The sequence below is a fragment of the Mesorhizobium sp. M0048 genome, from assembly GCF_040323405.1.
Classification (GTDB): Bacteria; Pseudomonadota; Alphaproteobacteria; order Rhizobiales; family Rhizobiaceae; genus Mesorhizobium.
On sequence record NZ_JAMYUV010000047.1, the window covers coordinates 16083 to 38145 of the forward strand.

At 59.3% G+C, this 22063-nt stretch carries 13 protein-coding genes and 7 pseudogenes; 5 read left to right on the top strand and 15 right to left on the bottom strand.

Features of this window, described 5'->3' with window-relative positions:
* Positions 1-44: 44 nt before the first annotated feature.
* From purU to NKJ84_RS26715, 5 genes and pseudogenes are all read right to left on the bottom strand, one after another.
* On the bottom strand, positions 45-917 hold the full coding sequence (gene purU, locus NKJ84_RS26695) for a formyltetrahydrofolate deformylase (RefSeq protein ID WP_352508918.1): 873 nt from the start codon (positions 915-917) through the stop codon (positions 45-47).
* Positions 918-954: 37 nt separating this feature from the next.
* Positions 955-3459: a GcvT family protein gene (locus tag NKJ84_RS26700; protein ID WP_352508919.1), complete on the bottom strand. Its 2505-nt coding sequence runs from the start codon at positions 3457-3459 to the stop codon at positions 955-957.
* A 324-nt stretch (positions 3460-3783) separates the two neighbouring features.
* A pseudogene (locus tag NKJ84_RS26705) lies at positions 3784-3953 on the bottom strand (IS1380 family transposase); the annotation flags it as partial.
* Between the two features lie 719 nt (positions 3954-4672).
* Positions 4673-4903: pseudogene (locus NKJ84_RS26710) on the bottom strand (helix-turn-helix domain-containing protein); the annotation flags it as partial.
* A gap of 431 nt (positions 4904-5334) precedes the next feature.
* Positions 5335-5637: pseudogene (locus NKJ84_RS26715) on the bottom strand (IS110 family transposase); the annotation flags it as partial.
* 143 nt (positions 5638-5780) lie between these two features.
* Between NKJ84_RS26715 and NKJ84_RS26720 the strand changes: the two are divergent.
* Positions 5781-6373 (top strand): annotated as a pseudogene (locus NKJ84_RS26720) (IS21 family transposase); the annotation flags it as partial.
* On the opposite strand, the pseudogene NKJ84_RS26730 reads toward NKJ84_RS26720, so the two are convergent.
* A pseudogene (locus NKJ84_RS26730) lies at positions 6258-6499 on the bottom strand (FAD-dependent oxidoreductase); the annotation flags it as partial. The pseudogenes NKJ84_RS26720 and NKJ84_RS26730 overlap by 116 nt on opposite strands.
* A 216-nt stretch (positions 6500-6715) precedes the next feature.
* Between NKJ84_RS26730 and NKJ84_RS26735 the strand changes: the two are divergent.
* Positions 6716-7213, top strand: a complete 498-nt coding sequence (locus NKJ84_RS26735) for an Lrp/AsnC family transcriptional regulator (RefSeq protein ID WP_352508920.1) — start codon at positions 6716-6718, stop codon at positions 7211-7213.
* An 86-nt stretch (positions 7214-7299) separates the two neighbouring features.
* On the opposite strand, the pseudogene NKJ84_RS26740 reads toward NKJ84_RS26735, so the two are convergent.
* The 8 genes and pseudogenes from NKJ84_RS26740 to NKJ84_RS26775 all read right to left on the bottom strand — a co-directional run bounded on the left by NKJ84_RS26740 (position 7300) and on the right by NKJ84_RS26775 (position 15949).
* Positions 7300-8051, bottom strand: a pseudogene (locus NKJ84_RS26740) (IS5 family transposase).
* A gap of 386 nt (positions 8052-8437) precedes the next feature.
* Complete coding sequence (locus tag NKJ84_RS26745) at positions 8438-9619, bottom strand: IS91 family transposase (RefSeq protein ID WP_352453914.1); 1182 nt, start codon at positions 9617-9619, stop codon at positions 8438-8440.
* Between the two features lie 12 nt (positions 9620-9631).
* Positions 9632-10492, bottom strand: a complete 861-nt coding sequence (locus tag NKJ84_RS26750) for a site-specific integrase (RefSeq protein ID WP_352508921.1) — start codon at positions 10490-10492, stop codon at positions 9632-9634.
* Positions 10493-10635: 143 nt separating this feature from the next.
* Complete coding sequence (locus NKJ84_RS26755) at positions 10636-11727, bottom strand: ABC transporter ATP-binding protein (protein ID WP_352508922.1); 1092 nt, start codon at positions 11725-11727, stop codon at positions 10636-10638.
* Positions 11728-11748: 21 nt separating this feature from the next.
* On the bottom strand, positions 11749-12549 hold the full coding sequence (locus tag NKJ84_RS26760; protein ID WP_352508923.1) for an ABC transporter permease: 801 nt from the start codon (positions 12547-12549) through the stop codon (positions 11749-11751).
* Entirely contained in the window at positions 12539-13333 is a 795-nt protein-coding gene (locus NKJ84_RS26765; RefSeq protein ID WP_352508924.1) for an ABC transporter permease, read from the bottom strand. The genes NKJ84_RS26760 and NKJ84_RS26765 overlap by 11 nt, the downstream gene beginning before the upstream one ends.
* Positions 13334-13506: 173 nt before the next feature.
* Complete coding sequence (locus tag NKJ84_RS26770; protein WP_352508925.1) at positions 13507-14559, bottom strand: ABC transporter substrate-binding protein; 1053 nt, start codon at positions 14557-14559, stop codon at positions 13507-13509.
* Between the two features lie 175 nt (positions 14560-14734).
* Complete coding sequence (locus tag NKJ84_RS26775) at positions 14735-15949, bottom strand: NAD(P)-dependent oxidoreductase (protein ID WP_352508926.1); 1215 nt, start codon at positions 15947-15949, stop codon at positions 14735-14737.
* A 930-nt stretch (positions 15950-16879) separates the two neighbouring features.
* On the opposite strand from NKJ84_RS26775, the gene NKJ84_RS26780 reads away from it, so the two are divergent.
* The 3 genes and pseudogenes from NKJ84_RS26780 (at position 16880) to NKJ84_RS26790 (ending at position 20818) form a co-directional block, all read left to right on the top strand.
* Positions 16880-18058: a M24 family metallopeptidase gene (locus NKJ84_RS26780; RefSeq protein WP_352508927.1), complete on the top strand. Its 1179-nt coding sequence runs from the start codon at positions 16880-16882 to the stop codon at positions 18056-18058.
* A 143-nt stretch (positions 18059-18201) separates the two neighbouring features.
* Positions 18202-18900 (top strand): aspartate/glutamate racemase family protein, encoded by a 699-nt coding sequence (locus tag NKJ84_RS26785; RefSeq protein ID WP_352508928.1) that lies wholly within the window; start codon positions 18202-18204, stop codon positions 18898-18900.
* 682 nt (positions 18901-19582) lie between these two features.
* Positions 19583-20818, top strand: a pseudogene (locus NKJ84_RS26790) (transposase).
* A gap of 155 nt (positions 20819-20973) precedes the next feature.
* Here the strand turns inward: NKJ84_RS26790 and NKJ84_RS26795 are convergent.
* Complete coding sequence (locus tag NKJ84_RS26795) at positions 20974-21201, bottom strand: hypothetical protein (protein WP_352508929.1); 228 nt, start codon at positions 21199-21201, stop codon at positions 20974-20976.
* Positions 21202-22063: the final 862 nt, after the last annotated feature.

Genomic DNA, 22063 nt, shown 5'->3' on the forward strand with positions numbered 1-22063 from the left:
CCTACCAAGTGATCCGAGCCCAATCCAGTAAGGTTTTACGCACCTCAACCGGTGAAAACGACCGTCTTTTTCCCGTTGAGTATCACGCGATCGTCAAGGTGGTAGTGGACAGCCCGCGCAAGAACGCGTCTTTCGATATCGCGGCCCTTTCGCACAAGGTCATCAGGTGTGTCGCGATGCGAAATGCGTTCGATGTCCTGCTCGATGATCGGGCCTTCGTCGAGGTCAGAGGTAACGTAATGCGCGGTCGCCCCGATGACCTTGACGCCTCGCTCGTGGGCCTGGTGATAGGGCTTGGCGCCCTTAAAGCCTGGTAGGAACGAGTGATGAATGTTGATGCAGCGCCCCGCCAGCTTGCTCGAGAAGTCGGTTGAGAGGATTTGCATGTACCGCGCGAGGACAACAAGGTCGGTTTTTGTCTCCCGCACCAGGGACCACAGCCGCGCCTCCTGCTCCACCTTGGTTTCTTTGGAGACAGGCAAGTGGTAAAATGGCAGTTCCCCCAGGTAGGTAGAAACCAAGTGGTCGCGAGTATGGTTGGAAACGACCGCAGTGACCTCCATCGGCAATTCGCCGATGCGCCAGCGATAGAGCAAATCTGTGAGGCAATGGTCGAACTTTGAAACAAGTAGCATCACCCGTTTCCGGGTGGCACTTGGCCTGAGAACACAATTCATTGCGACTCTCGAAGCCAGTTCTTCCACTGCCGAGGCGATTTCCTCCTCGGATTTTGCGCGCTCAAGGCGGAGGAAGACGACCCGCATGAAGAAGCAGCCTGTCTCGATATCTTCGAATTGTTGAGCGTCGAGGATGTTGCAGCCTGCTTGATGGAGAAGCCCCGAAACAGCCGATACAATGCCGGGTTGATCGGGGCAGGACAAGGTGAGCACCATAGAACGTGCAGCATCGGTAGTCATCGCTTGACCCTCAGTACCTATGACGCTGTCATTAAGGTCACGCTTTTGATATCGCGTTTCGAAGTTCGGGATGGACCAGATCTTCCGCTTGGAGCCACTCGCCCTTCACGCGTGTCCGATTTGCATCAAACAGAGGGCGGAGCGTTGCTGCGGCGGCGTGCCGTTCGCCCGCGATCTCGATTTCGAAGTCTCCTTTTGATAGCCATTCGGCACTCACGCCGGTATTCGAGTTGAGGTATCCCATGCCGATGCCGCAACCGAGCGTATGCCCGAAGCCCGCAGAGCGCAGATAGCCCACGAGCGCGCCGTTTCGCCACACCGGCTCCGTGCCGAACATCAGCGGCGCGGCTTGTGACGCGGCTAGTTGGACTAGACGCCGGCGTGGCGTTTGTCCGCGCTGAGCCTCCAGGGCTGCTCGCCCAATGAAGTCCGATCCCTTGTCCCAAGCTATCGTGAACCCCAGGCCAGACTGAAGGGGCGTGTCTTCGTCCCCCACGTCCGAGCCCCAGTCGCGGTAGCCGGCTTCAAGTCGCAATGAGTTCAACGCGACGTAGCCCGCGTGACGCACGCCGAGATCCTGCCCAGCCGCTACGAGCGCATCATAGATCCCAACTGCCTGCTCGACAGGAATATGAAGCTCCCAACCAAGTTCCCCCACAAAGGTCATGCGGAAAGCCAGAACCAGACCATAGCCGATCTCAATTTCGCGGGATGTCGCGAACGGGAACGCTTCGTCAGAGAAATCAGCAGGGCTGACTCGCTTCAACAGTTCCCTTGAACGTGGTCCCATCACCGAGAGGGTTGCGTAACCGGACGACACATCCGCAATGGAGACGTGGCCTGCGCCCTTTGCATGCATTTTCAACCAGGCGAGATCGCGGATCCGCTGCACGGCAGCCGTAACCACCAGAAATTCATCTTCGCCTGTTCTAGCGATCGTGACGTCCGATTCCATGCCCCCGCGCTCGTTCAGCCACGGGGTGTAGACGACTCGGCCGAGCGGGACATCTACATCATTGGTCGACAGGCGTTGGAGGAAAGCGATGGACTCCTTACCCTGCACCAACAGGTGCGCGAAGGACGTCTGATCGAACAGCGTTACCCCCGAACGGGTCGCCCGGTGTTCCTCGCCACTCAACCTAAACCAGTCGTCGCGACCGAACGTGCCTTGGGAACTTGTGGGCGAGCCTGGCGCGCCAAACCACTGCACTCGCTCCCACCCGGCGACCTCACCAAAATGTGCACCAGCTTGAGCCAGTCGATCGTGAAGTGGCGACATTCGCACGTTTCGCGCCGTCTTGGCAGACTTATGCGGATAATGGAGCGCCCAGAGATTGCCGACCGCTTCAACGGTCCGATCATACAGGTACTTGCGATTTCGCTGGAACGGCATGGCGCGGCGCACATCCATTTCCCAGAAGTCATTCGCGGGTTCGCCCGTCGACATCCACTCGGCCATGACTTTCCCAGCGCCGCCGGATGACTCAATGCCGCAAGAATTAAAGCCTGTGGCCGTATATAAACCGGTGATCTCCGGCGCAGGTCCGAGCAAAAAGCGGTTGTCCGGCGTGAAGCTCTCCGGACCATTAAAATTCAGTTGCAGCCCGACGTTTGCCAGAGCCGGCATGCGCTGAATGGCGGCGGACAGGTAGGGTTCGATGTGATCGAAGTCTTCAGGTAGCGAATCGAAGCTGAAATCATGCGCGATTCCCCCCATGCCCCACGGCTTGCCGTCGGGTTCAAAGAAGCCCACCAGCAACTTGCCCGCGTCTGCCTTCGCGTAAAAGCGCCCGTCCATGTCACGGATTGTGGGCAAGTTGTGAGGCAAATCCGGAATCGACTCGGTAACGACGTAAAAATGCTCGGCAGCGTGGAGCGGAATGGTCCAGTTGAGGTCCGCACCAATCCCTCGACTCCACATTCCGGTGCAGATCACTGCCTTTTCGGCGCGGATGACCCCGTCTGCTGTTTCGACCCCGGTTATCCGGCCATTCTGTACGATAATGCGGGTGACCGGAGCGCGCTCGAGGATCGTCGCTCCACCCTGCCGTGCGCCGGCTGCGAATGCGCGCGCGGTATCGATGGGATTTGTCATGCCATCCGAGGCGATCCACGCGGCTCCGAGAACGTCGCTCACGTCCAGCAACGGGACGCGTCGCTTGGCTTCGGCTGCATCGATCATCTCGACTTCCAGTCCGAAGGACCGTCCCATCGACGCCCCACGCTTCAACTCCTCCAGCCGTGCGGTTGTGGCTGCGACCGTGATCGAGCCGCTTTGCCTGAAGCCCGTTGCCTGTCCGGTTAGCTTCTCAAGGTCCCGGAACAGCTCCGCCGAATACTGGGCGAGCTTCGCCATGTTCTCGTTTGCCCGAAGCTGGGTAACTAGACCTGCGGCATGCCATGTAGTGCCGCTGGTAAGCTGGTCGCGTTCGAGCAGGAGGACGTCCCGATGTCCAAGTTGTGTCAGGTGATAGGCAATTGAAAGGCCGATGATGCCGCCGCCGATGATCACGTACTCCACATGGGAGGGAAGTTTTCGCATTTCAAACCTCAGGAAAAGCGCTTCTGCCGTGGAATTTAAGAGAGGTCTCCCGCGGCCTCAGCGCACATACGGTGTCAATGTTCAGCGCTTGGGCCACAAACGACCACAAGTCGTGAGAGGTTATGGGCAGGGCCAGGTCGAAAGTCTCTGAAAGCCGCTCTAAGGGTGCTGAAATTATGCGTTTCGTGATGGTATGGGCGAGAAATTCATCACCTGTGCGACAGGACCTAGCATGTCCCCAGAGCATCGAAAGCACTGCGCAGCCGACAACAGCGCTTTGAAGCGAACGCCTTAAGTGATATCAGGCTGGACCGGTGCGCAGCCGTTGAGATCGTTGGCATTCTCGTAGCCGCATGCGATCGTTAACCGGGCGCGCAGCGGCCATGGCGACCGGTGCGTATGACGCGAATCGCAGCCGCAAGCCGGTTGGCCAGTCGCAAACGCCGCTCGGCGGCCGCCAGAAGCATGACGCCGCCATCCGAGGTGATGCGTCCGCTGCGCCGCTCCGGTATGAGGAGCAACGGGAAGGTTTCCTCTACTGCCGGACTCTACGGATACTATAGCCTTCGCAAACCGGGTGCTGCTGCGAAGTGGGCGGTTGTCGGCTTTACAAAAACGCTCGCCGTTTGTTGTTGCCCCGAATGATCGGAAACGATCAGGGTTGGGTTTGATCCGCGATGAACTCGCGGGGCAAACGATAGCGAGCGCCTTGTGCGGATGAAGGCTGTTGTACAACTCAGCGACGGAACACCCACGGGACCGACCAACGCGAGCTTCTTTATCCATGGCATCCCTGGCTGAGCGGCAAGTCTTTATCCATGAAGTGATCGAGAAGGGTGACGCGTCGGTCTTCCGCTGCACCCTTTCTGGCCAGCCATTGCACCGGTGGTTGGAGGTTCCGGCGTGGATGTTCGATCGGGCCCCCAGCGCGAGCTGGCGTATCACTACTGCTCCGCACGTCGACCTTGCCGCGCTTGGCGCCCTGGCGACACTGTCCGGGACACGGGTGCCCCATCGCAATCGCAGGAGATGGGCGCAGCATTGGGCTCTCACGACGCGAATCGGGGAGATGTCCATGCCGCGCCAGCCCACGACATACCAGTTCGATCTGTTCTCGAAGCTGAACGACGCCGAGACGGTGCAGACGCCGCAATGGCAGGCGCTGCCCGCCGAGACGCGCCGATCAGTGACGAAGCTGATTGTCAGCCTGATTCTCGTTCAGCGTGATGTCCTTGCGCTCCTCGATCAGCCCAACGATGAAGGCTTCATGCGCATCGAGGCTGGAGGCGCGGCGGCGGCCCTGCGGGCGTGGCGCCAGCGCAATCCAGCGGATCGCGCTGGACACTCCCACGCCGAACCGCGCCGCCGCTTGCCGCGCCGACATGCCCTCGTCCGAAGCCTTCAAGACCCGCGACCGAAGATCACCGCTCAATGCTCTTCCCATCGTCCACCTCCATCGAGGTGGATGTTGAATCAGCACAAAACGCAGCCGTCACATCAACAATCGATTCATCGATCACAGGACGTGCTCTAGACCAGTCTCCGTCCACAAGCGCACACATTTTTCTGCGTTTACAGGCACTTACGCTTCGTCGAGAAGCGATTGTAGGCGCGTGGACGGGGAAGAGCGCGCCGGTTTGTGGCGAAAACGGCGTCACGGGCGCGGTGGCGCGCACGCCGCGAAACCGGCGTTGGACCGGTGCCACGCATTCCAAACGGCGGACCGGCGTCAGCTTGGTTTCAGGCGGGTGAAGATGACGAGATTGTAGGCACGACCGAGGACCAGACGTAAGCTTTGAAATGATCGAGGCCGCGCCAGGTGCAACGCGCCGTAGGCGCGGTCACATGACGAGTCTGAGGTCAAGAGGGGTTATGGCGGCACGAGGTGGCGATCGGGGCGGGGTCGACGACATGGCTTTCGATCCCCTCCTGCTCCAGGACGCGACGGATCCAGGAGCCGTCGAAGCCCGCCTCTTGGATGACGACGAGCGCAAAGCGCTGCCCGGGGCGCGCGTGTGCCTTGTCCTGAAGCTGGGTAAGGTCCGCCAACAGTCCGGCGACATCGCCGCCGCGCACCGTGTACTTCGACATCCGTTCGCCCCTGCCCGGCGACAGCGACGTGACCAGCCAGGTCGATTTACTCAATTCCAACGGCATAGCCGCCATCGGCGAAGACATGGTGCAAATTCCGAGGGAAGTCGCCCCCCGACGAAATGATCTCGCCCCCTCGTTCCGAGAATTGACCGTCCGCTGATTCCGAGATGATGCCGCCTGGTGGCAGCGTTTTGGCCGGGGGCTCTGCTGGTGAATCGTTCCTCTTTTTGGTTGACCGAGGGAAGGAACGAGATGCCGGCGGAGAGAGTGACCAAGCGGGTGTCCGCGAGGCATTGCGCTATCGATTTAAAGAGGGCCTTGGCCACAAGGCGATTTCGTACAGGGTTGGGGCCGCACCCTCGACAGTGCGCGAAACGCTTCGTCGCGCGGAGACCGCCGGGCTAGTTTGGCCGCTTGGCGATGAGATCACCGACGCGGTTCTGGAGGCCGCGCTTTACAAGGCGAACGGACGAAGACGGGTCACCGCCGCAGCCTGGAGCCGGACTGGGCCCATGTGCACCGCGAGCTGAAGCGCAAGCATGTGACGCTTGAGGTCCTTTGGGACGAATATATCGAGCGTCACCCGGACGGCTATCGCTATAGCCGGTTTTGCGATCTCTACCGGGGCTGGGCGGCAAATCTGCCGGTGACAATGCGGCAGAACCATGCCGCCGGCGACAAACTCTTCGTGGATTATGCTGCTCGGTCAGTTGCTTCAGCTCGCGGAACAACTCGGCCGAGTACTGCGCCAGCTCAGCCATGTTTTCGTTGGCTCGGAGCTGGGTCACTAGACCGGCCGCATGCCAGGTGGTGCCGCACGTGAGCTGGTCGCGTTCGAGAAGCAGAACATCGCGATGCCCGAACCGGGTGAGGTGGAATGCATCGAAAGGCCGATGATGCCGCCAACGATGATTGCGTATTCGACTGGAAGGTTGAAGGATTTCATCTTGCCGAAGCCGAGGCCGCTTGCTGCCGCAGAGGATCAACCGCAGAGCGAGCGAGTGCAGCGGTCCTCATGAGATTACTCGCCGTAGCATTATCGCCGACTCTGCCCAAATCGCGCTTGCAACTGAGAGCAGAGATTTGTTAAGAAATGCATCGCCATTTGCGCATTTCAAGATGAATTTCTGCATCTTCGGGTTTTTTTGTGAGGTTTTCCGCAGTGGCTTATCGCTTCCCTGCCAAGCATTACGACCGTATCGACGCTCGTATTCTCGAACTTGTTCAGAAGAACAACCGACTGACCTCCGAGGCCATCGGGGAACAGGTCGGACTCTCGGCAACCGCCTGCCAGCGGCGACTGAAGCGCCTGAGGAAAGAAGGTATTATAGAGGCGGATGTTTCAATCGTGTCCGCGAAGGCAATCGGCAGGCCAATCCAGATGCTGGTTCTAGTTACCCTTGAGCGGGAGCGTGTCGACATTATCGACAAGTTCAAGAGAGACATTAAATCTTCCTCGGAGATCGCCACGGGCTTTTACATCACAGGCGAGGCGGATTTCCTGCTCTACATCACTGCCCGCAGCATGGAGGATTACGAAGAGTATACGCGCCGGTTTTTTTATGAGAATCCCCATATCAAGCGCGTCAAGACCTTGGTCGTCGTGGACAGGGTGAAGGCTGGATTTGCCGTGCCGATGGACGGCCCTGAGGACAACTGAGGTCTAGCTATTTTCCGTCCATAAACGCCCATTTTGGTGAGCGTTTATGGACGGAAACTAGCTAGAAGACTAGGGCTTGTTGAGATTCATTTGGAGTTGATGACGGCAGCAGCGAGATGAATGATGGCATTGAAGCTCTGGTCGGTTTTGTCGGCGCGCATGGCGATGCGTTTGAACTCTTTGAGTTTGCAGAAGAAATTCTCGATCAGATGACGCCATTTGTACATCTCGGCATCGAGCGGGATCGGCTTTGTTCGGCGCGGATGCTGGGAAATGACGATCTTGGCGCCACGCTCGTTCAAATCGGCGATGATGGTGTTGCTGTCGAAGGCCTTGTCGGCGATCAGAGCGCCGAAGGAGAGGCATTGGATGAGCGGTTCGACACCGACCGTATCGAAGCGCTGGCCCGGCAGCAGGACAAAGCGCACGAGATTGCCAAGCGCGTCGGCAAGCGCCAAGATTTTGGTTGTCATACCGCCCTTGGAGCGACCTATGGCCTGGCTTTGAGTCCCCCTTTTGCGCCCTGGCCGTGTCGATGGACCTTGACGATGGTGGCGTCGACCATGGCGTATTCCATGTCCGGCTGGCCCGAGCAAGCCTCGAAAAGCCGAACGAAAACATCGGCTTTGACCCAACCTCGGTATCGCGTGAAAACGCTGTTCCACTTTCCGAAGAGGGCAGGCAGATCACGCTACGGACTGCCAGTCCGCACGATCCAAAGAACCGCTTCGACGAACAGGCGATTGTCGTGGCCACTTCGCCCAGGATCCGCTGGCTTACCCAGACAATGCGGTTCCATCTTCGCCCACTGGGCGTCCGTCAGCACGAATCGTTCCATCCAAAGCTTGAATCACGATCAAGCCAGAATGGGAATCTGAAGGGTTCTGTGAGGTCCGGGCACAGCCGGGGCACGCAGGCTCGACGTCGGACCTCATTGCAAGCCGGATTGAAACCGCGGGCTAATCTGGCGCTATGGGGATTGTAGCCTGGAGGGGCGGTCGGGATTGTCTTCGTCGGGTGAATGAAGGGCAACCGCGATGCGACCCCAAGGGATGATGGCACGGTGGAAGGTCGACTCTTGATGGCGATCACCGCGGATTGGGTGGGGACGCCTTCTGTCGCGGGCACGAGTGCTCGCGGTCTTGTGCGGAAAGTCAAAGGTCGGCATGCCGGCGCGGATGGCGACGGATACCAAAGCTGGTGATGTGGACCTGCCGCGTACGATCATGAGGTGTTGTCCCACAAGGGACCTGGCGGCGCTTGTCCGCAGCGCCAGATGGCCAGCGTGATCATCGATCCTCCACAGCATGGGCAGCGATGCGCTAATGAGAGGGGCGCGGGCGTGCTTTCGACGCGCGGTTCGATATTGTCCTGCAGCGGGTTGGCCAGCAGCCTGCGACACAGGTCGAGCTTTGCGGCGCGATGGCCGTTGGCGAGGAATCCATAATGGCGGATGCGGTGGAAGCCGTCCGGCAGGGTGTGCAGCAGGAAGCGCCTGATGAACTCGTGCACATTCAGCGTCATGAGCTTTGCCTTGCCGCCATGCTGATAATCTCTCCAGCGGAACACAATCTTGCCGTCGGCCATGCTGACGAGCCGGGAGTTTGCGATGGCGACACGGTGGGTATAGCGACCGAGATAAGCCAGCACCTGCTCTGGCCCGCCGAACGGCGGCTTGGCATAGACGACCCATTCGAGGCGGCGGGCCTCGCCCAGCCGGCGTCTGAACACGACGGGCAGCGCCAGTTCGGCGAGATCGCCGAAGAAGCTCAACTTGCCCGCTTCATACGCTGTCCGCAGTTCCTCCAGAAAGAGTCGGCGGAACAGGCGCGACAGCACCCGCACCGGCAGGAAGAAGCCGGGCTTGCAAGAGATCCAGCGCGTTCCATCGGGCGACAGCCCACCACCTGGCACGATGCAATGGATATGGGGATGATAATGGAGGTTCTGACCCCAACTGTGCAGGACGCCGACAAGGCCGATCTCGGCTCCCAGATGTTTGGAATCGGCGGCGATGGTGCGTAGCGTCTCGGCGGCCACCTTGAACAAGATCGTGTAGACCGCCGCTTTGTTCTGGAAGGCGATCGCCGCGATTTGCGCCGGCAGCGTGAAGACGACGTGGAAATAGGGAACCGGCAGGAGTTCGCCCTGCCGCGCGGCAAGCCATTCCCGGCAGGCCTGTCCCTGGCACTTCGGGCAGTGCCGATTGCGGCAGGAATTGTAGGCGACGCGGATCGCCCCGCAGGACCGGCAGCCCTCGACATGGCCGCCCAGTTCGGCGGTCCGGCATAGCTCGATCGCGCTCATCACGCGCCGCTCGACGCGCCCGAGATGGCCGTCATGGGCCTGCCGATACGCCTCGCCGTGGCGGCGGAAGATGTCCGCCACCTCCAGTCTCGCCGACATTGGCGGAACCGGTCAGCCCGGCGGCACAACCTCAATGGTCAGCCGATCGAGCGGGCTTTCCGTCCGCCGAATGAGACCGTTCGAGACCTTCGTGTAGCGCGCCGTGCTCGACAGGTTGTTGTGGCCGAGCAGCACCTGGATGATGCGGATGTCCGTACCGTTCTCCAGCAAATGCGTGGCGAAGCTGTGCCTGAGCGTATGCACCGTCACGCGCTTGTCGATGCCGGCAGCCGCACGCGCCGAGCGGCACGCCGAATAGAGAACCTGCACATCGATGGGGCGGTCGACGCCGCGCCCGGGAAACAGCCAACCCTGCGGCTTCGCCAGCCGCCAGTAGACTCGCAGGATGCGCACAAGCTGCGCCGACAGCATCACGGTGCGGTCCTTGCCGCCCTTGCCGTGATGGACGAGGATCACGCCGCGTTCACTGTCGATGTTGCCGACCTTCAGCCCGACGGTCTCCGAGGCGCGAAGTCCCGCGGCGTAGGCCGTGGTCAATGCCGTTCGGGTCTTCAGGCTCGGCACCGCCTCCAGGAACCGGACGACCTCGTCGGCGCTCAGCACCACTGGCAGCGTGCGTGGCGAGCGGGCGTAGACGATCCGCTCCGGGATCTCGGCATGGCCCAGCGTCACGCCGTAGAAAAACCGCAGCGCGCACACCGTCTGGTTCAGCGCCGGCCACGAGACTCCCGCCGAAACCAGATGGACCTGGAAGGCGCGGACGTCCTCCAGGCCGAGCCGGTCCGGCGAGCGGTCGAAATAGCGCGAAAACTTGGCCACCGCGTGCACGTAGGATCGCTGGGTGGCCGGCGACAGATTGCGGATCGTCATGTCCTCGATCATGCGTCGGCGAAGAGGGCTCAACTCGGCCATCTCAAACTCCTGTTCTCAAGATTGCGCTTCAACAGCCGCAATCCTTCAAAACAGAACCGTCATCCGCAAACCCACGCACCAAATGACGCGTCAGCGGCTTCGTTCAATCATGAATATCAACAGGCCCTAGCACGTCGCAAAAATCAGCGGGGCGTGCCGGGCGTCGGCACAACGCGGATTTCGCTCGTATTTAGAGTGATGCTCAGGGTTTCGCCGGGCTTGGGATGGCGACCGAACGGGAAGCGTTCGTGCATCATTAGATGCTCCCCGTTGACTTCAAGGATGACTCGGGTGGCACCCCCATAATAATGAGATTCAACGACCCTTCCCTGCGCGGGGGTTCCAAATGCCCCTTCCGACGATATGCGGACCTGCTCGGGTCGAACTATGGCACTCGCCGAGCCAGGTTGCCAGGAACCCGACAGGTTTATGCCCGATTTCGACATGAAGTTACCAGTCGAATCGACAGTGCCTTCCACGACAGCGCACCAACCGATGAACTTTGCGACGAATGTGCTTTCTGGACTTTCGTATATGTCGCCAGGTGACCCGATCTGTTCGATCCTTCCCGCATTCATGACGACGATCCGGTCGGACATTGTCAGTGCTTCCTCCTGGTCGTGGGTCACGAACAAGGTGGTGACGTCGACCCCACGAATGACTTCTCGCAACTCCTCGCGCATGCGCACCCTGAGCTGAGCGTCAAGGTTGGAGAACGGCTCGTCCAGCAGCAGGACTGCTGGGCGCATCGCCAAAGCGCGGGCAAGCGCAATACGCTGCTGTTGTCCGCCGGAGAGCTGCGCCGGGAACCGCTCGGCGAGGTGGGGAAGCTCGATCAGTTTGAGCATCTCGCTTACCCGTTTGTCCCGGTCGGCGCGGTTCCACTTCAGGTTCTCCAGACCGAAAGCGATGTTTTCCGCCACAGTCATGTGTGGGAAAAGCGCGTAGCTCTGGAACACCATTCCCGTATCGCGCCGGTACGGTGGCTGGTGCGTCATGTCCATGTTGTTGATGCGAACAGTGCCGGAGGTCGGCTCGACAAAGCCGGCCACCATGCGAAGTGTCGTCGTCTTGCCGCAGCCGGATGGACCGAGCAGACAGACCAGCTCCCCCCGTGTCATGCCTAGTGAGACGTCCGCAACAGCGATCGCGTCTCCGTAGTGCCGTGACACGGATTGCAGTTCGACGACATAGTCGCCCGCGTCATTCGGGCGGTTTTCAAGATTGCTTGACACAGGCGCTACCCCTTGTTTTTCTTAGGCGAGTCGTTCGGCGCCGATCAAACGCTCGATTGTTAAAATGACTGCCAACGTGACAAAAATCATTATGCTCGACACTGACGCAACAAGCGGGTCGTAGCTGTTATCCAAATAGGTGAACAGCTGAACGGGCAATGTTACGTTGCCGCCGTATGTGAGGAATACAGATACCGTGACGTTTCCGAACGAAGTCACGAACGCGAAGATCGCAGCCGACAGCAATCCCGGGAGAATGAGTGGCAGCGTAATCCGGCGGACCACCTGCAGCGGTGTCGCCCGCAGATTCATCGCGGCTTCCTCAAGCACCCGGTTATGTAACGAGAGGCTCGCAAGAATAGTTCTGACAACGTATGGGATTGCGAGAACGAGATGGCCGACGAGAAGCGGCAGCATCGTCTGTGCAATACGCATCCAAGAAAAGAGATACAGGAGGCCGATGCCCAAGACAACTGCGGGAACGATCAACGGCGAGAATGCAAGCGCCTGCAGCAGTCCCTTTCCAGGGAAGGCAAACCGGTTGATGGCAAATGCGGCGGCAAATCCGATCGCCAGCGCAAGGAACGCGACGATGACCGCGACGTAGGTGCTGGTCCAAAGTGCCGTCATGAAAGGTTCGCTTTCAAACGCCCGCTGGTACCATCGCAGGGAGAAGCCGGGGGGGGGGAAATTCATCGTTTCCCCGCTGGTGAATGACGAAATGATCACCAGAACCGCAGGCAGTGCGAGCATTGTATACACGAGTGCACGTATCACTGCTCCGGCCACCTTCATGACGTAATCTGTGAAATCATTGTGCATGGCGACGGCCACCCATAACAAAGCGCGATGCTGCTAGCGCGTTGAAAGCCGCTGTGAAGCCGAGGCCGGCGACGAAGAGGATGAAGGCCATCGCTGCGCCAGAGGGCCAGTTGAATTCCGACATGATGCGCTCGTAGATCAGGCTGCCCAGCATGGGGACACGGTTACCACCGATTAAACGAGGCGTTATGAACGCTGAAATCGATAGCACGAATACGAGATTTAATCCGACAAGGATCCCCGGCATCGCGAGCGGAAGGATAACCCGCCGGAATGTAACAAACCGATTGGCCCGCAAGTTGGACGCGGCCTGTTCCAGAACTGGATCAATCTGCGTGATAACGCTCATGACAGAAAGGATCATGAACGGCAGAAACTGCTGGACAAGTACTAGGATCACTGCCGGCCGCGTGAATAGCATCGTCTGCGGAGTCGAGATGATACCAAGACTCAGCAAGAGCGAGTTCAGAAGCCCGTTGCGCCCGAGAACGATGAGCCAACCGAACACGATAACAACCAGGCTCAGCGTCAAGGGCATGATGACGATGATTGTACGCCATCTTCGCGCCAAGGGTGGCAGTCGGGCAAGGGAATATCCCGTCGGAAAGCCGATCACCAAGCAGATCAGGCTCACCACGAAGCCGTCGACAAATGTCTCCCATAAAATGGACGAATAATAGGAATCCGAGAAGAATCGAAAATAGTGTCTTAGTGTAAACCCACCACCTTCAAGAAGGTAGTCGCCATTGAGGAAGCTGGAGCGAAGTACACCGGTCACAGGCACTATCAAGAATCCGGCTAGTAGCAGGACCATTGGGGCCAGCAAAAGTGCCGCAGGGAGTTTTCGGCTTTGCTTTGAAGGTGGATACATAGCTTTCCCTGCAATGTTCTGTTAGTCCGTGGCATGCAGGGCTTCTGCGGTCGCGCGAATCCCTGCTGCATCTAAAGGCAACGGCCCTAGCCGCGGAGGATTTTGTTGATGCGCTCGATCCGCGCGCCGCGGTCGGCCATCCACTTCTCCCAGTCGACTTTCTTTTTCAGGGCGACCCGCTCCGATGAGTTGAATGTCAGGTCTTTCGCGATGTCATCCGGAAGTTTTACGTCAGTCGTTACCCCGAGCCTCAGCGTTCGAGGGAGCCCAAGCATGCCTTCGTCGGAAAGCATTTGGTTCATGAATGCGAATGCTGCCTCCGGATGCTGCGCACTTTTGACAACATTCATGTAGGACGTTGCCCCGTAGATACCCAGCGGCGGATACACGCTAACGATCGGTTTTCCCTTCGAGCGCAGTTCGTGCCCACGGGCATCTGAGATAACGCCGGCCGCAGCCTCTTCGTTTTCGAACATCTGGACCATCGCAACTGTACTCTGTGCCAAAGCAAGGATGTTTGATTTCGCTTGCTCCAACAAAGTGTACGCTGGCTCCATATTGGAGATTGAACCACCATTCTCCTCTGCTAGCCCCAACAAGTATAGGTTCCAAGTGTCGAAAGTCGCAGCCGGAAGAGTGAGACGGCCCTTAAGATCAGGTCTGGTTATGTCGGTGTATGTAGTTAGTGGCTTTTCGACCAGCTGCGAGTTGTATATGGGTATGTACGTGAAAATGCTGTATGGCACCCCATACTCACCGTACTCGCGAAATCCGGGAAGGATGCGTTTGATGTTTGGGACCTCGGCTTCCGTTACTTTTTGGATGAGGTCAGCTTTCAGTGCCTCCACCATGTATGCGCTGTCGGCCTGGTACACATCGAAAGGAGGGTTCTCTTTATTCGCGACGAGCTTGACCAAGTCGGCAGATTGTGTGCCGGCGGTAATCTCGACTTTCAGTCCCGTCCGTTCCTCAAGCGGCGCAGCTACGTACTTCTGAATCGTTTCGTCGTACAATCCACCCCATCCGCCGAAACGGAGGGTGATACCCGCGAATTTTTTGTCTTGGGCATGGACGTAAGGCGCAGCCAGCGTGCTCATCGTGGTCGCGGTGGCGAGTTTCAGAAATGTGCGTCTTTTCATTTCCCATTCTCCTTATGGTTAGTTGGTACCGCCCCACACGGTGAGCCGCGTCGGGCAAATGGAGATGTGTCCCATCGCGGGGACCGTGCAGAGAGCGGGCCGAAGCAAGTGGAACTCGAATTGCTGGTCTGGTATGAGTTCCAATTTATCGACCAGCGCTCGCGTATGCGCGGACCTAGTAGCCCTCTTCCAGATTTACCTCCCGTGTCAGCTGCTGCCCTGCGGCAAATTCGATAAGGTTCTGGATGCCCCATTCGATAGACCGCTCCAGCACATCATCCGCGTTATGGGCTTCGCGGGTAGAGCAAATAACGTTCGGGAGCCTCTGAATCTCTAGCCGAGAGCCCCATCCGATTGGAAACGTTCTGCCGAACTCATACCGCCACCAAACATCCGTGCCGAAACCGCGCAAGCGCCCTGAGGTAAGCGCTTCATATAGCGGCCTTTCCTGAATCGTTGCCGCGCGACCAACGTTGACCAAGAACGCACTCGGCTTCATCGCTGCCAGTTCGGCTCTACCGAAGAGGTCGGTTGTTTCTCTGGTATTTGGGGCGGCAAGGACCACATAGTCGCTCTGTGTCAGAACGGCATGCAGTTCCTCCGGCCCGTACATGGTATCAACGCCTTCCGCTTTTTGCTCCTTGTTTCGACGTACTCCTAGAACGTTCATATCGAACGCCTTGGCGTGCTTTGCGACACGGCCGCCGATGCCGCCGACGCCGATCACCCCAACCGTACGTCCTTGAAGCATCGCCGACCGGCTTTCATCACCCCAAACGGGAAATGAAGAACGACCGTCCACCGCCATCTGATGCTTGATGATGGCATTCTTCGCGAGGGCGAGCATCAGCATCATGCCCTGCTCGGCGATTGCGATAGCATTCGCTCCAGCGATATTGGCGAGTTTCGACTCGCGTTGGGCGAGCAGCGAAAAGGCACCTATCTGCCTCAGGTCATCAACGCCCACATGCAGCCATGACAGGATTTTCAGCTTCTCAGCAATTTCGAGGATGCCGGTGGGCACCGTCCAACCGATGAAGGCGTCTGCGTCGCGGGCATGAGGCTCGAGATCGGCGTAAGTGGTCTCATAGCGGGACAGATAGTCGGCCGGCGCCGGCACGACCACTTCGGTTCCCGCCGGCAACGCCGTCTTGATATTCTCGACCTCCTGCTGTGTGGCATGCCACAAACATAGAACCTTCATCTCACCCGCGTCATAATAGTTGACCGCCTTTGGGCGGTGCCCGGCTCTCGACTTGCGTCCAGCCGAACCGCATTGTCGAAAGTATCTCATCCCCGGGTGCGGTTTCGACTGAAAGACGCCCCGCCGCAGCAGAAAGACTGCGCTGCCAGCATGGTTGTTGAAGGATTCCGTTGGGAACCGCGGCATGCGAGTCTCCGCGTCGCAGGGATCGCGCTAACTCTGATCGCTCGTTGCCATTGACTAGTGCTGCCTGCGGGTGGCGATCGGACCGCGGACGTATCCAGGCACGACGGGGGATTCCGGCTCCAGTGGATAATTTCGAATCCTATCGAGATTTTGGCGCAGGATTTCGAATCCCGCGCCTTCGGATGCCACACCTTTCCAGCGCCGCACCTGACTACAATCAGGGTCGTGATTAAACCTGCCACGGATCCCAGTCAGCTGCTCCGGCTTGCCTGCATCCGGTCGCTGGGTCATCGAGGGGCGCAAACAATGAACCATCTTACTAAATCTATTCTCTACACTGACGAAAGTGGACGGAGCCGCTTCCGCGAGGAAAGCTTGGAACTTTCCGAGGGAACTCCGCAGATTCTAAAGACGCCCCTCGCTCCGTGCAAGGCTTCCCAGTTCCGCTACAGTCCGGTCGGCTTCACCTTCGATTTCCACTGTTCGGATCGCCCCCTTTGGTTGGTGGTCCTCCAAGGCCAGATGGAGATCACCCTTCAGGATGGGAGTTCGCGAACCTTCAAACCTGGAGACTACCTCTTCGCCGAGAATCTGCTCCCGGAGGGAGCGAAATTTGACTGCGCGATCCACGGTCACAGGTCGCGTCAGGTGGGACCAGACCCCCTCGTGACGTTGTTTGTCGACGTTTGAAGAAAATCGCCTCCCGGCTCGCACATTTGCTGCACGCCATCTCCCGAAATCGTGAAGCGCGGCACTATAGGGGCCTCATACGCAGTTTTTATGCGAGCAGGCACCTCTATGCTCGGCTTGGCGGCCGCGTCGCGAGGACCAGGACGGTAGAGACTGCCGCCTGGTGCAGCCGGGCGCTCAACACAATCGCAACGCCGCCGCCGCCGGGCAGGCGGGAAGAATCGGTTAGGGGAACCGAAGATGGAAAGAATTCTTCACTTCGAACGGGCGGAATACGCCGCGAGACTCGCCGCCGTTAAGGCCGAGATGTCCAAGCGCGGGCTCGATATCCTGCTCATTTCGGAGCCGCCAAATCAAAACTATCTCACCGGATATGACGCCTACTCATTCTACACGCCACAGATGGCAATTGTGGCTCTGGACCGCGATGAGCCCATCATGATCACTCGCGGCATGGACGCAGCCTCTTCGAGGATCACGACCTATCTTTCTGACGATAGCATTCGGGGCTTTCCCGATAGCTACGTGAACTCCACCGAGCGCTCTGCGTACGAGTATGTCGCAAAAATTGTCCAGGAACTCGGCGGAGAGAAGACCGCCATCGGCGTCGAGATGGGTGGCTACTATTATTCCGCACGTGCCCACGCCGACCTGGTCAAGGCGCTCCCCCAGGCCCGGTTCGAAGACGCCGACCTCCTTGTCAATTGGATCCGTCTGGTGAAGAGTCCTGCCGAACTTGTGTTCATGCGACAGGCGGGCCTCATTGGCGATGCCGTCATTAAGCGCGTCATCGAGACCGCTGAGCCGGGCGTCCGCGAGTGCGACCTAGCGGCGGCCGCTTACCATCAAGAAATTTCCGGCACCCCCGAGTTCGGGGGAACCTATAACTCATCTGTCGTGCATCTTTGCATAGGCGATCGGGCCCTTGCCCCCCACTCTACCTGGACTGACAAGCAGCTGTCCAAAAACACGGTTATCAACTTCGAGGTCCATGGTACACGCCGCCGCTATCAGATCAACGTGAGCCGTACGGTGTACCTCGGAAAGCCGTCTACAGAGTATGTGAAGCTCGCGGACATCGCCATTGAGGCGTTGAATGCCGGACTTGACAGCGTGCGTCCCGGCCAGGTGTGTTCCGAAGTCTTTGGAGCGTTTCACAAGGTGCTGGCGCGGAACGCGATCGAGAAAGACCAGCGGATCGGCTATCCGCTCGGTATCGGATATCCGCCGACAGTCGCCGAGCGCACCGCAAGCATACGCAGGGAAGAGAAGACGGTTCTCCGGCCGGGGATGTGCTTCCACATGATGACAGGCCTCTGGCTCGGTGATCAGTCCGTCACCATCACACAGCCCTTTGCCGTCACCGAGATGGGGTACGAGCCCTTGACCCACACGCCACGGACGCTCGTCGTCAAATAAACTGGGCAAGCCGTACAATGACGTATTCCGCGATGAAATGGGGGGCAGCCGGACAGGCATTGCTCCCAGAGCGGCGGCGAGATGCGCGGCACTTGGGCACCTCGACGCCGTATGTTGATCGATAGCAAAGGGGCCACGCCACTATGACAGACAGGGTACTGGGTATTCTTGAACTGGAGACAAAGCCCGTCGAGCTTCCGGGCTTCATGGCAGGACCAGGTACGTTCCCGTTTCCGGTCAAACGCAGGCAGGTTCCGGGGGCGTTCACCCGAAACGTCATCGATGGGGACAAGTCGTTGGAAGCCGGTTACGTAGCCGCCGCGCGAGAGTTGGAACGTCAGGGTGTATCCGCAATCGTTTCTAACTGCGGCTTCACCGGCCTCTATCAGGCGGCAGTGGCTGAGGGGGTCTCGATTCCAGTTGCGATGTCGAGCCTGCTGCTGGTGCCTTTCGTCGCACGGACGCTGAAGCGGGGGTCGAAGATAGGCCTTCTCACTTACGACGCACCCAAGCTGACGGAGAACCACTTTGTCTGCGCAGGCTGGTCTTCGAAAGATATCAGCGTGGCTGTGGGCGGGATCGAGGGAAGCGAGCTGTGGTACGAGTTTGCCAACGCCACTCCGAACATCGACGTCTCAATCCTAACTAGGGACGTGAGGGTTGCGGCCAGAAAGCTCCTCGACGCGAACCCGGATATCGGGGCGTTCGTATTCGAATGCACCGCCTTCCCGGTCGCGGCGGATGCCGTGCGAAGCGATACTGGCCTTAGTGTTGCCGATGTCACGACGCTCGCCAACATGTTTGTTGGCATGAGTCCGGAACGTTCCGCGCACCTCAACTAGACTTTCGGCTATGATGTCTGGAGCTACCCCGCCCAGGCGCTCCGGGTGCCACGAGAAGAGCCGGAATGGACGGGGCGGGCCGGGACTCGATGCGCGCGAGTCCCGCGACCTTGCCGGCGAGACGCCAACCACGCTGCCATTAGGTAACATTTCTCACACGCAGGAAGCGCCTTCAAACAGAGTGGGGGATCGACCAACTCTGATGAAGCGCTGGCGCACATGCATCGACCTGGATGTCCACCACGCCACGGAAGCGGTAGGTAGGACAAGGGATCAAGAAGCGCGGACGGATCAAGGGCAGATTGGATGCGAGGAGATGCCTATTACTGCGGTACACGTGCGCTTTTGGCGTTGCAGAACAAACTTCCGGTTTGGCTATGCCGGTCTTCTTCTCAAAAAGCTGAAGACCGTCAGATCGCTTCGTGAAGTTTGAGTTCATGCGCGAAACGGGCAGTATCGTTGACAAGGTGAATGGGGTTTCGATCAAAGAGTTCCCTTGCAACATGCGCGAAAACGACCTCGCAGCCACAATCGCCGAATTGATGGCGTGGGCGGACTGTGCGGCGCCTGGTCCTGCTCTATTCCGCCGGTGCCTTGCAGGGAAGTACGGCAGCCTCCCGCACTCTCCTTCGACGACCGGCCTCATTCCCGGTGGAAGCACCGTGGGATTCCAACCGTTCGGTTGCTATGTCCATTCAGTGCACCGCACACACGAAGCGCCGAACACGAGATCGGCCGTGAGCTCAGCGCGATGTCGCAGTGGCTGGACGAGCATCGGGACCTGTTGGACCTTAAAACGCGGGACCTGCGCTGGCATGGGGTCAACGAAACCGGTCGCGCGGGCCTGCCGGCGGAAGCAGTGCTGCGCTACGCACTGCTTAAGCAATCCCACCAGTTGAGTTATCAGGAAACGGCCTTCCATCTGGAAGACTCTGCCTCGTTCCGGGCCTTTGCCGGGCTGCCGTGGGGGTGGAGCCCGAAGAAGTCGGTGCTGCATAAGACGATCAGCGCCATACGGGCCGAAACCTGGGAACTTCAATCGAGTGCTGCTGACGAGCGCCCGCCAGCACGGGGTCGAAACCGGCAGCGTTATGCGGCTCGACGGCACCGTCACGCGGCGCTGGTCCACGAGCCGAGCGACAGCAGCCTATTGTGGACGCCGTGCGGGTGATGGTGCGCTTATTGCAGCAGGCGGATGCACTTGGCAGCGCCATCCTATGGCACGATCATTGCCGCGCGGCGAAGAGGCGGGCCCGGACGATCAAGTATGCCCGCGGCCGCCCCAAACAGGTCAAGCACTACCGCGAGCTGCTCAAGATCACCCGCAAAAAAACCCTGGCCTATGTCGAGCAGGCGGCGGGGCAGTTGCCCCTGGCGGGGCGGCCGGCCGGCGAACTGTGGCAGGCGCAGATCCGCCACTACCGGCCGCTGATTGAACAGATCATCGCCCAGACAGAGCGGCGGGTCCTGGCCGGCGAGGCGGTGCAGGCCGGCGACAAGCTGGTCAGCTTGTTCGAGCCGCTGCCGACATCATTCGTCAAGGGCAGCCGCGACGTCGATTATGGCCACAAGCTCAATTTGACCACCGGGCGAAGCGGGCTGATTCTTGACCTCGTCATTGAAGCCGGAAACCCGGCCGACAGCGAGCGGTTCTTGCTCGCCGGGCCAAGGCCTGCGGTTTGCGCGACATGGCCTTCCACAAGAAGAGCGGCGTAGGTCGGAGACATGGTCAAAAGCAATTGGGTCTATCGCAAGCTTCGCAACTTCCGCGCCGGCATCGAGGCCGGCAACTCCTGCTTGAAACATGCCTACGGCTTAGGGCGCTGCACCTGGCGCGGGCTCGGCCACTTCAAGCTATGTCTGGTCCTCTGTGGTGGCGTACAATCGCGCACCCTTCACCCGCCTCAAACCGGTCTGACACCACTCATCGGGGCGCGCTCAGTGGGCTCGCTGCAAATGCTCTCGCTCGCGATCTGCACGCCTCGTGCCGTCACGCGCTGCCAAGCAGCACCGGTTGCGCGGCCAAACGAACCTTGAACCTCAGAAAAACCGGCCTTTATGGACGCGCACTAACTAACCGCGACGTCGTGCGACCACACCGGCGAGCTTGGCCTCGGCAATGCCAAGGCACTGGATGCCGACCAAGAGACGCTCGGCATTAGTCATAGTCAACATAGCATTCAGACTGAGTCCCGGCTCGCCGGCGTGCCAAGCAATTGAGCCGTTGTCGTTCATCACGCAGGTGGGTTGACCATCGATGCCCATCTTACGTTCGAGGGAACTGCGGACATGTTGTTCCATTCGCCAAGCGATATGTCATTGTTGACCAGGAGTTTCGGAAAAAAGCAAAGTCGCGCCTTTTACGCCCGGGGCGCGTCGGACGGAGAGTACGAGACGCGAAATCCCGATCCCCGGACGAGATCAAGAACTTGGTACCTTTGATTTGGCTGCCGTCGCCGATTGGCTCTGCATGGGTCGACAGCAGGGCCGAGATCGGTGCCGGTACGAGGCGGTCACGCCATGGCCCCTATAAATTCGCCACGGAAGAATCTTTTGGTCCAATTCATACTGCGCCGCGGGTGAAGCCAGGGAAGAGGCCGAGTGATTGGCCGACGACAGCATCTCGTCGAGCAGAATTTGAACCATACCCGGAAAGCCTTCGCTGATGCCCCGGAGCCAGCCCCAACCCCGCGCGATGAACGCCTTTTGGGGTCGGCGGTGCCCTTGGGGCTGACGACGCCGTTTTTCAAGCCTGCAACTTACCTCGTCGGCCGCGCGGTTGATCGCTCAAGCGTACCGGCCCAGATTGCCGGCTTTCTCTAGATCAGACACAGCGAGTTCGGACGCACTATCCCCGACAGTTCGTAAAATCTCATTAAAGGCCAGGGCTTTAGGTGAGAAGACCTGACACGGTGCCGAAGTGCTATGAATTGGAGTGTGGCGCGCAGGGACGCGCTACCCAGGTATGCTGGCTAACGCGTGCCAGCCTGCACTCCATCTCGGTACTAGATCGCAAGGATAGCAAAACTGTATTTGACCCGGAGCCTCTCATGGTCGTCCATACCTGACGGCATTGACTACTCGGTGGGCCTGATTGGGTTGGCACCGGCCGTACAAAGCCGAGACCATGACGAAAGTGCCCGGTGGTAACCCCGGGTGCCGC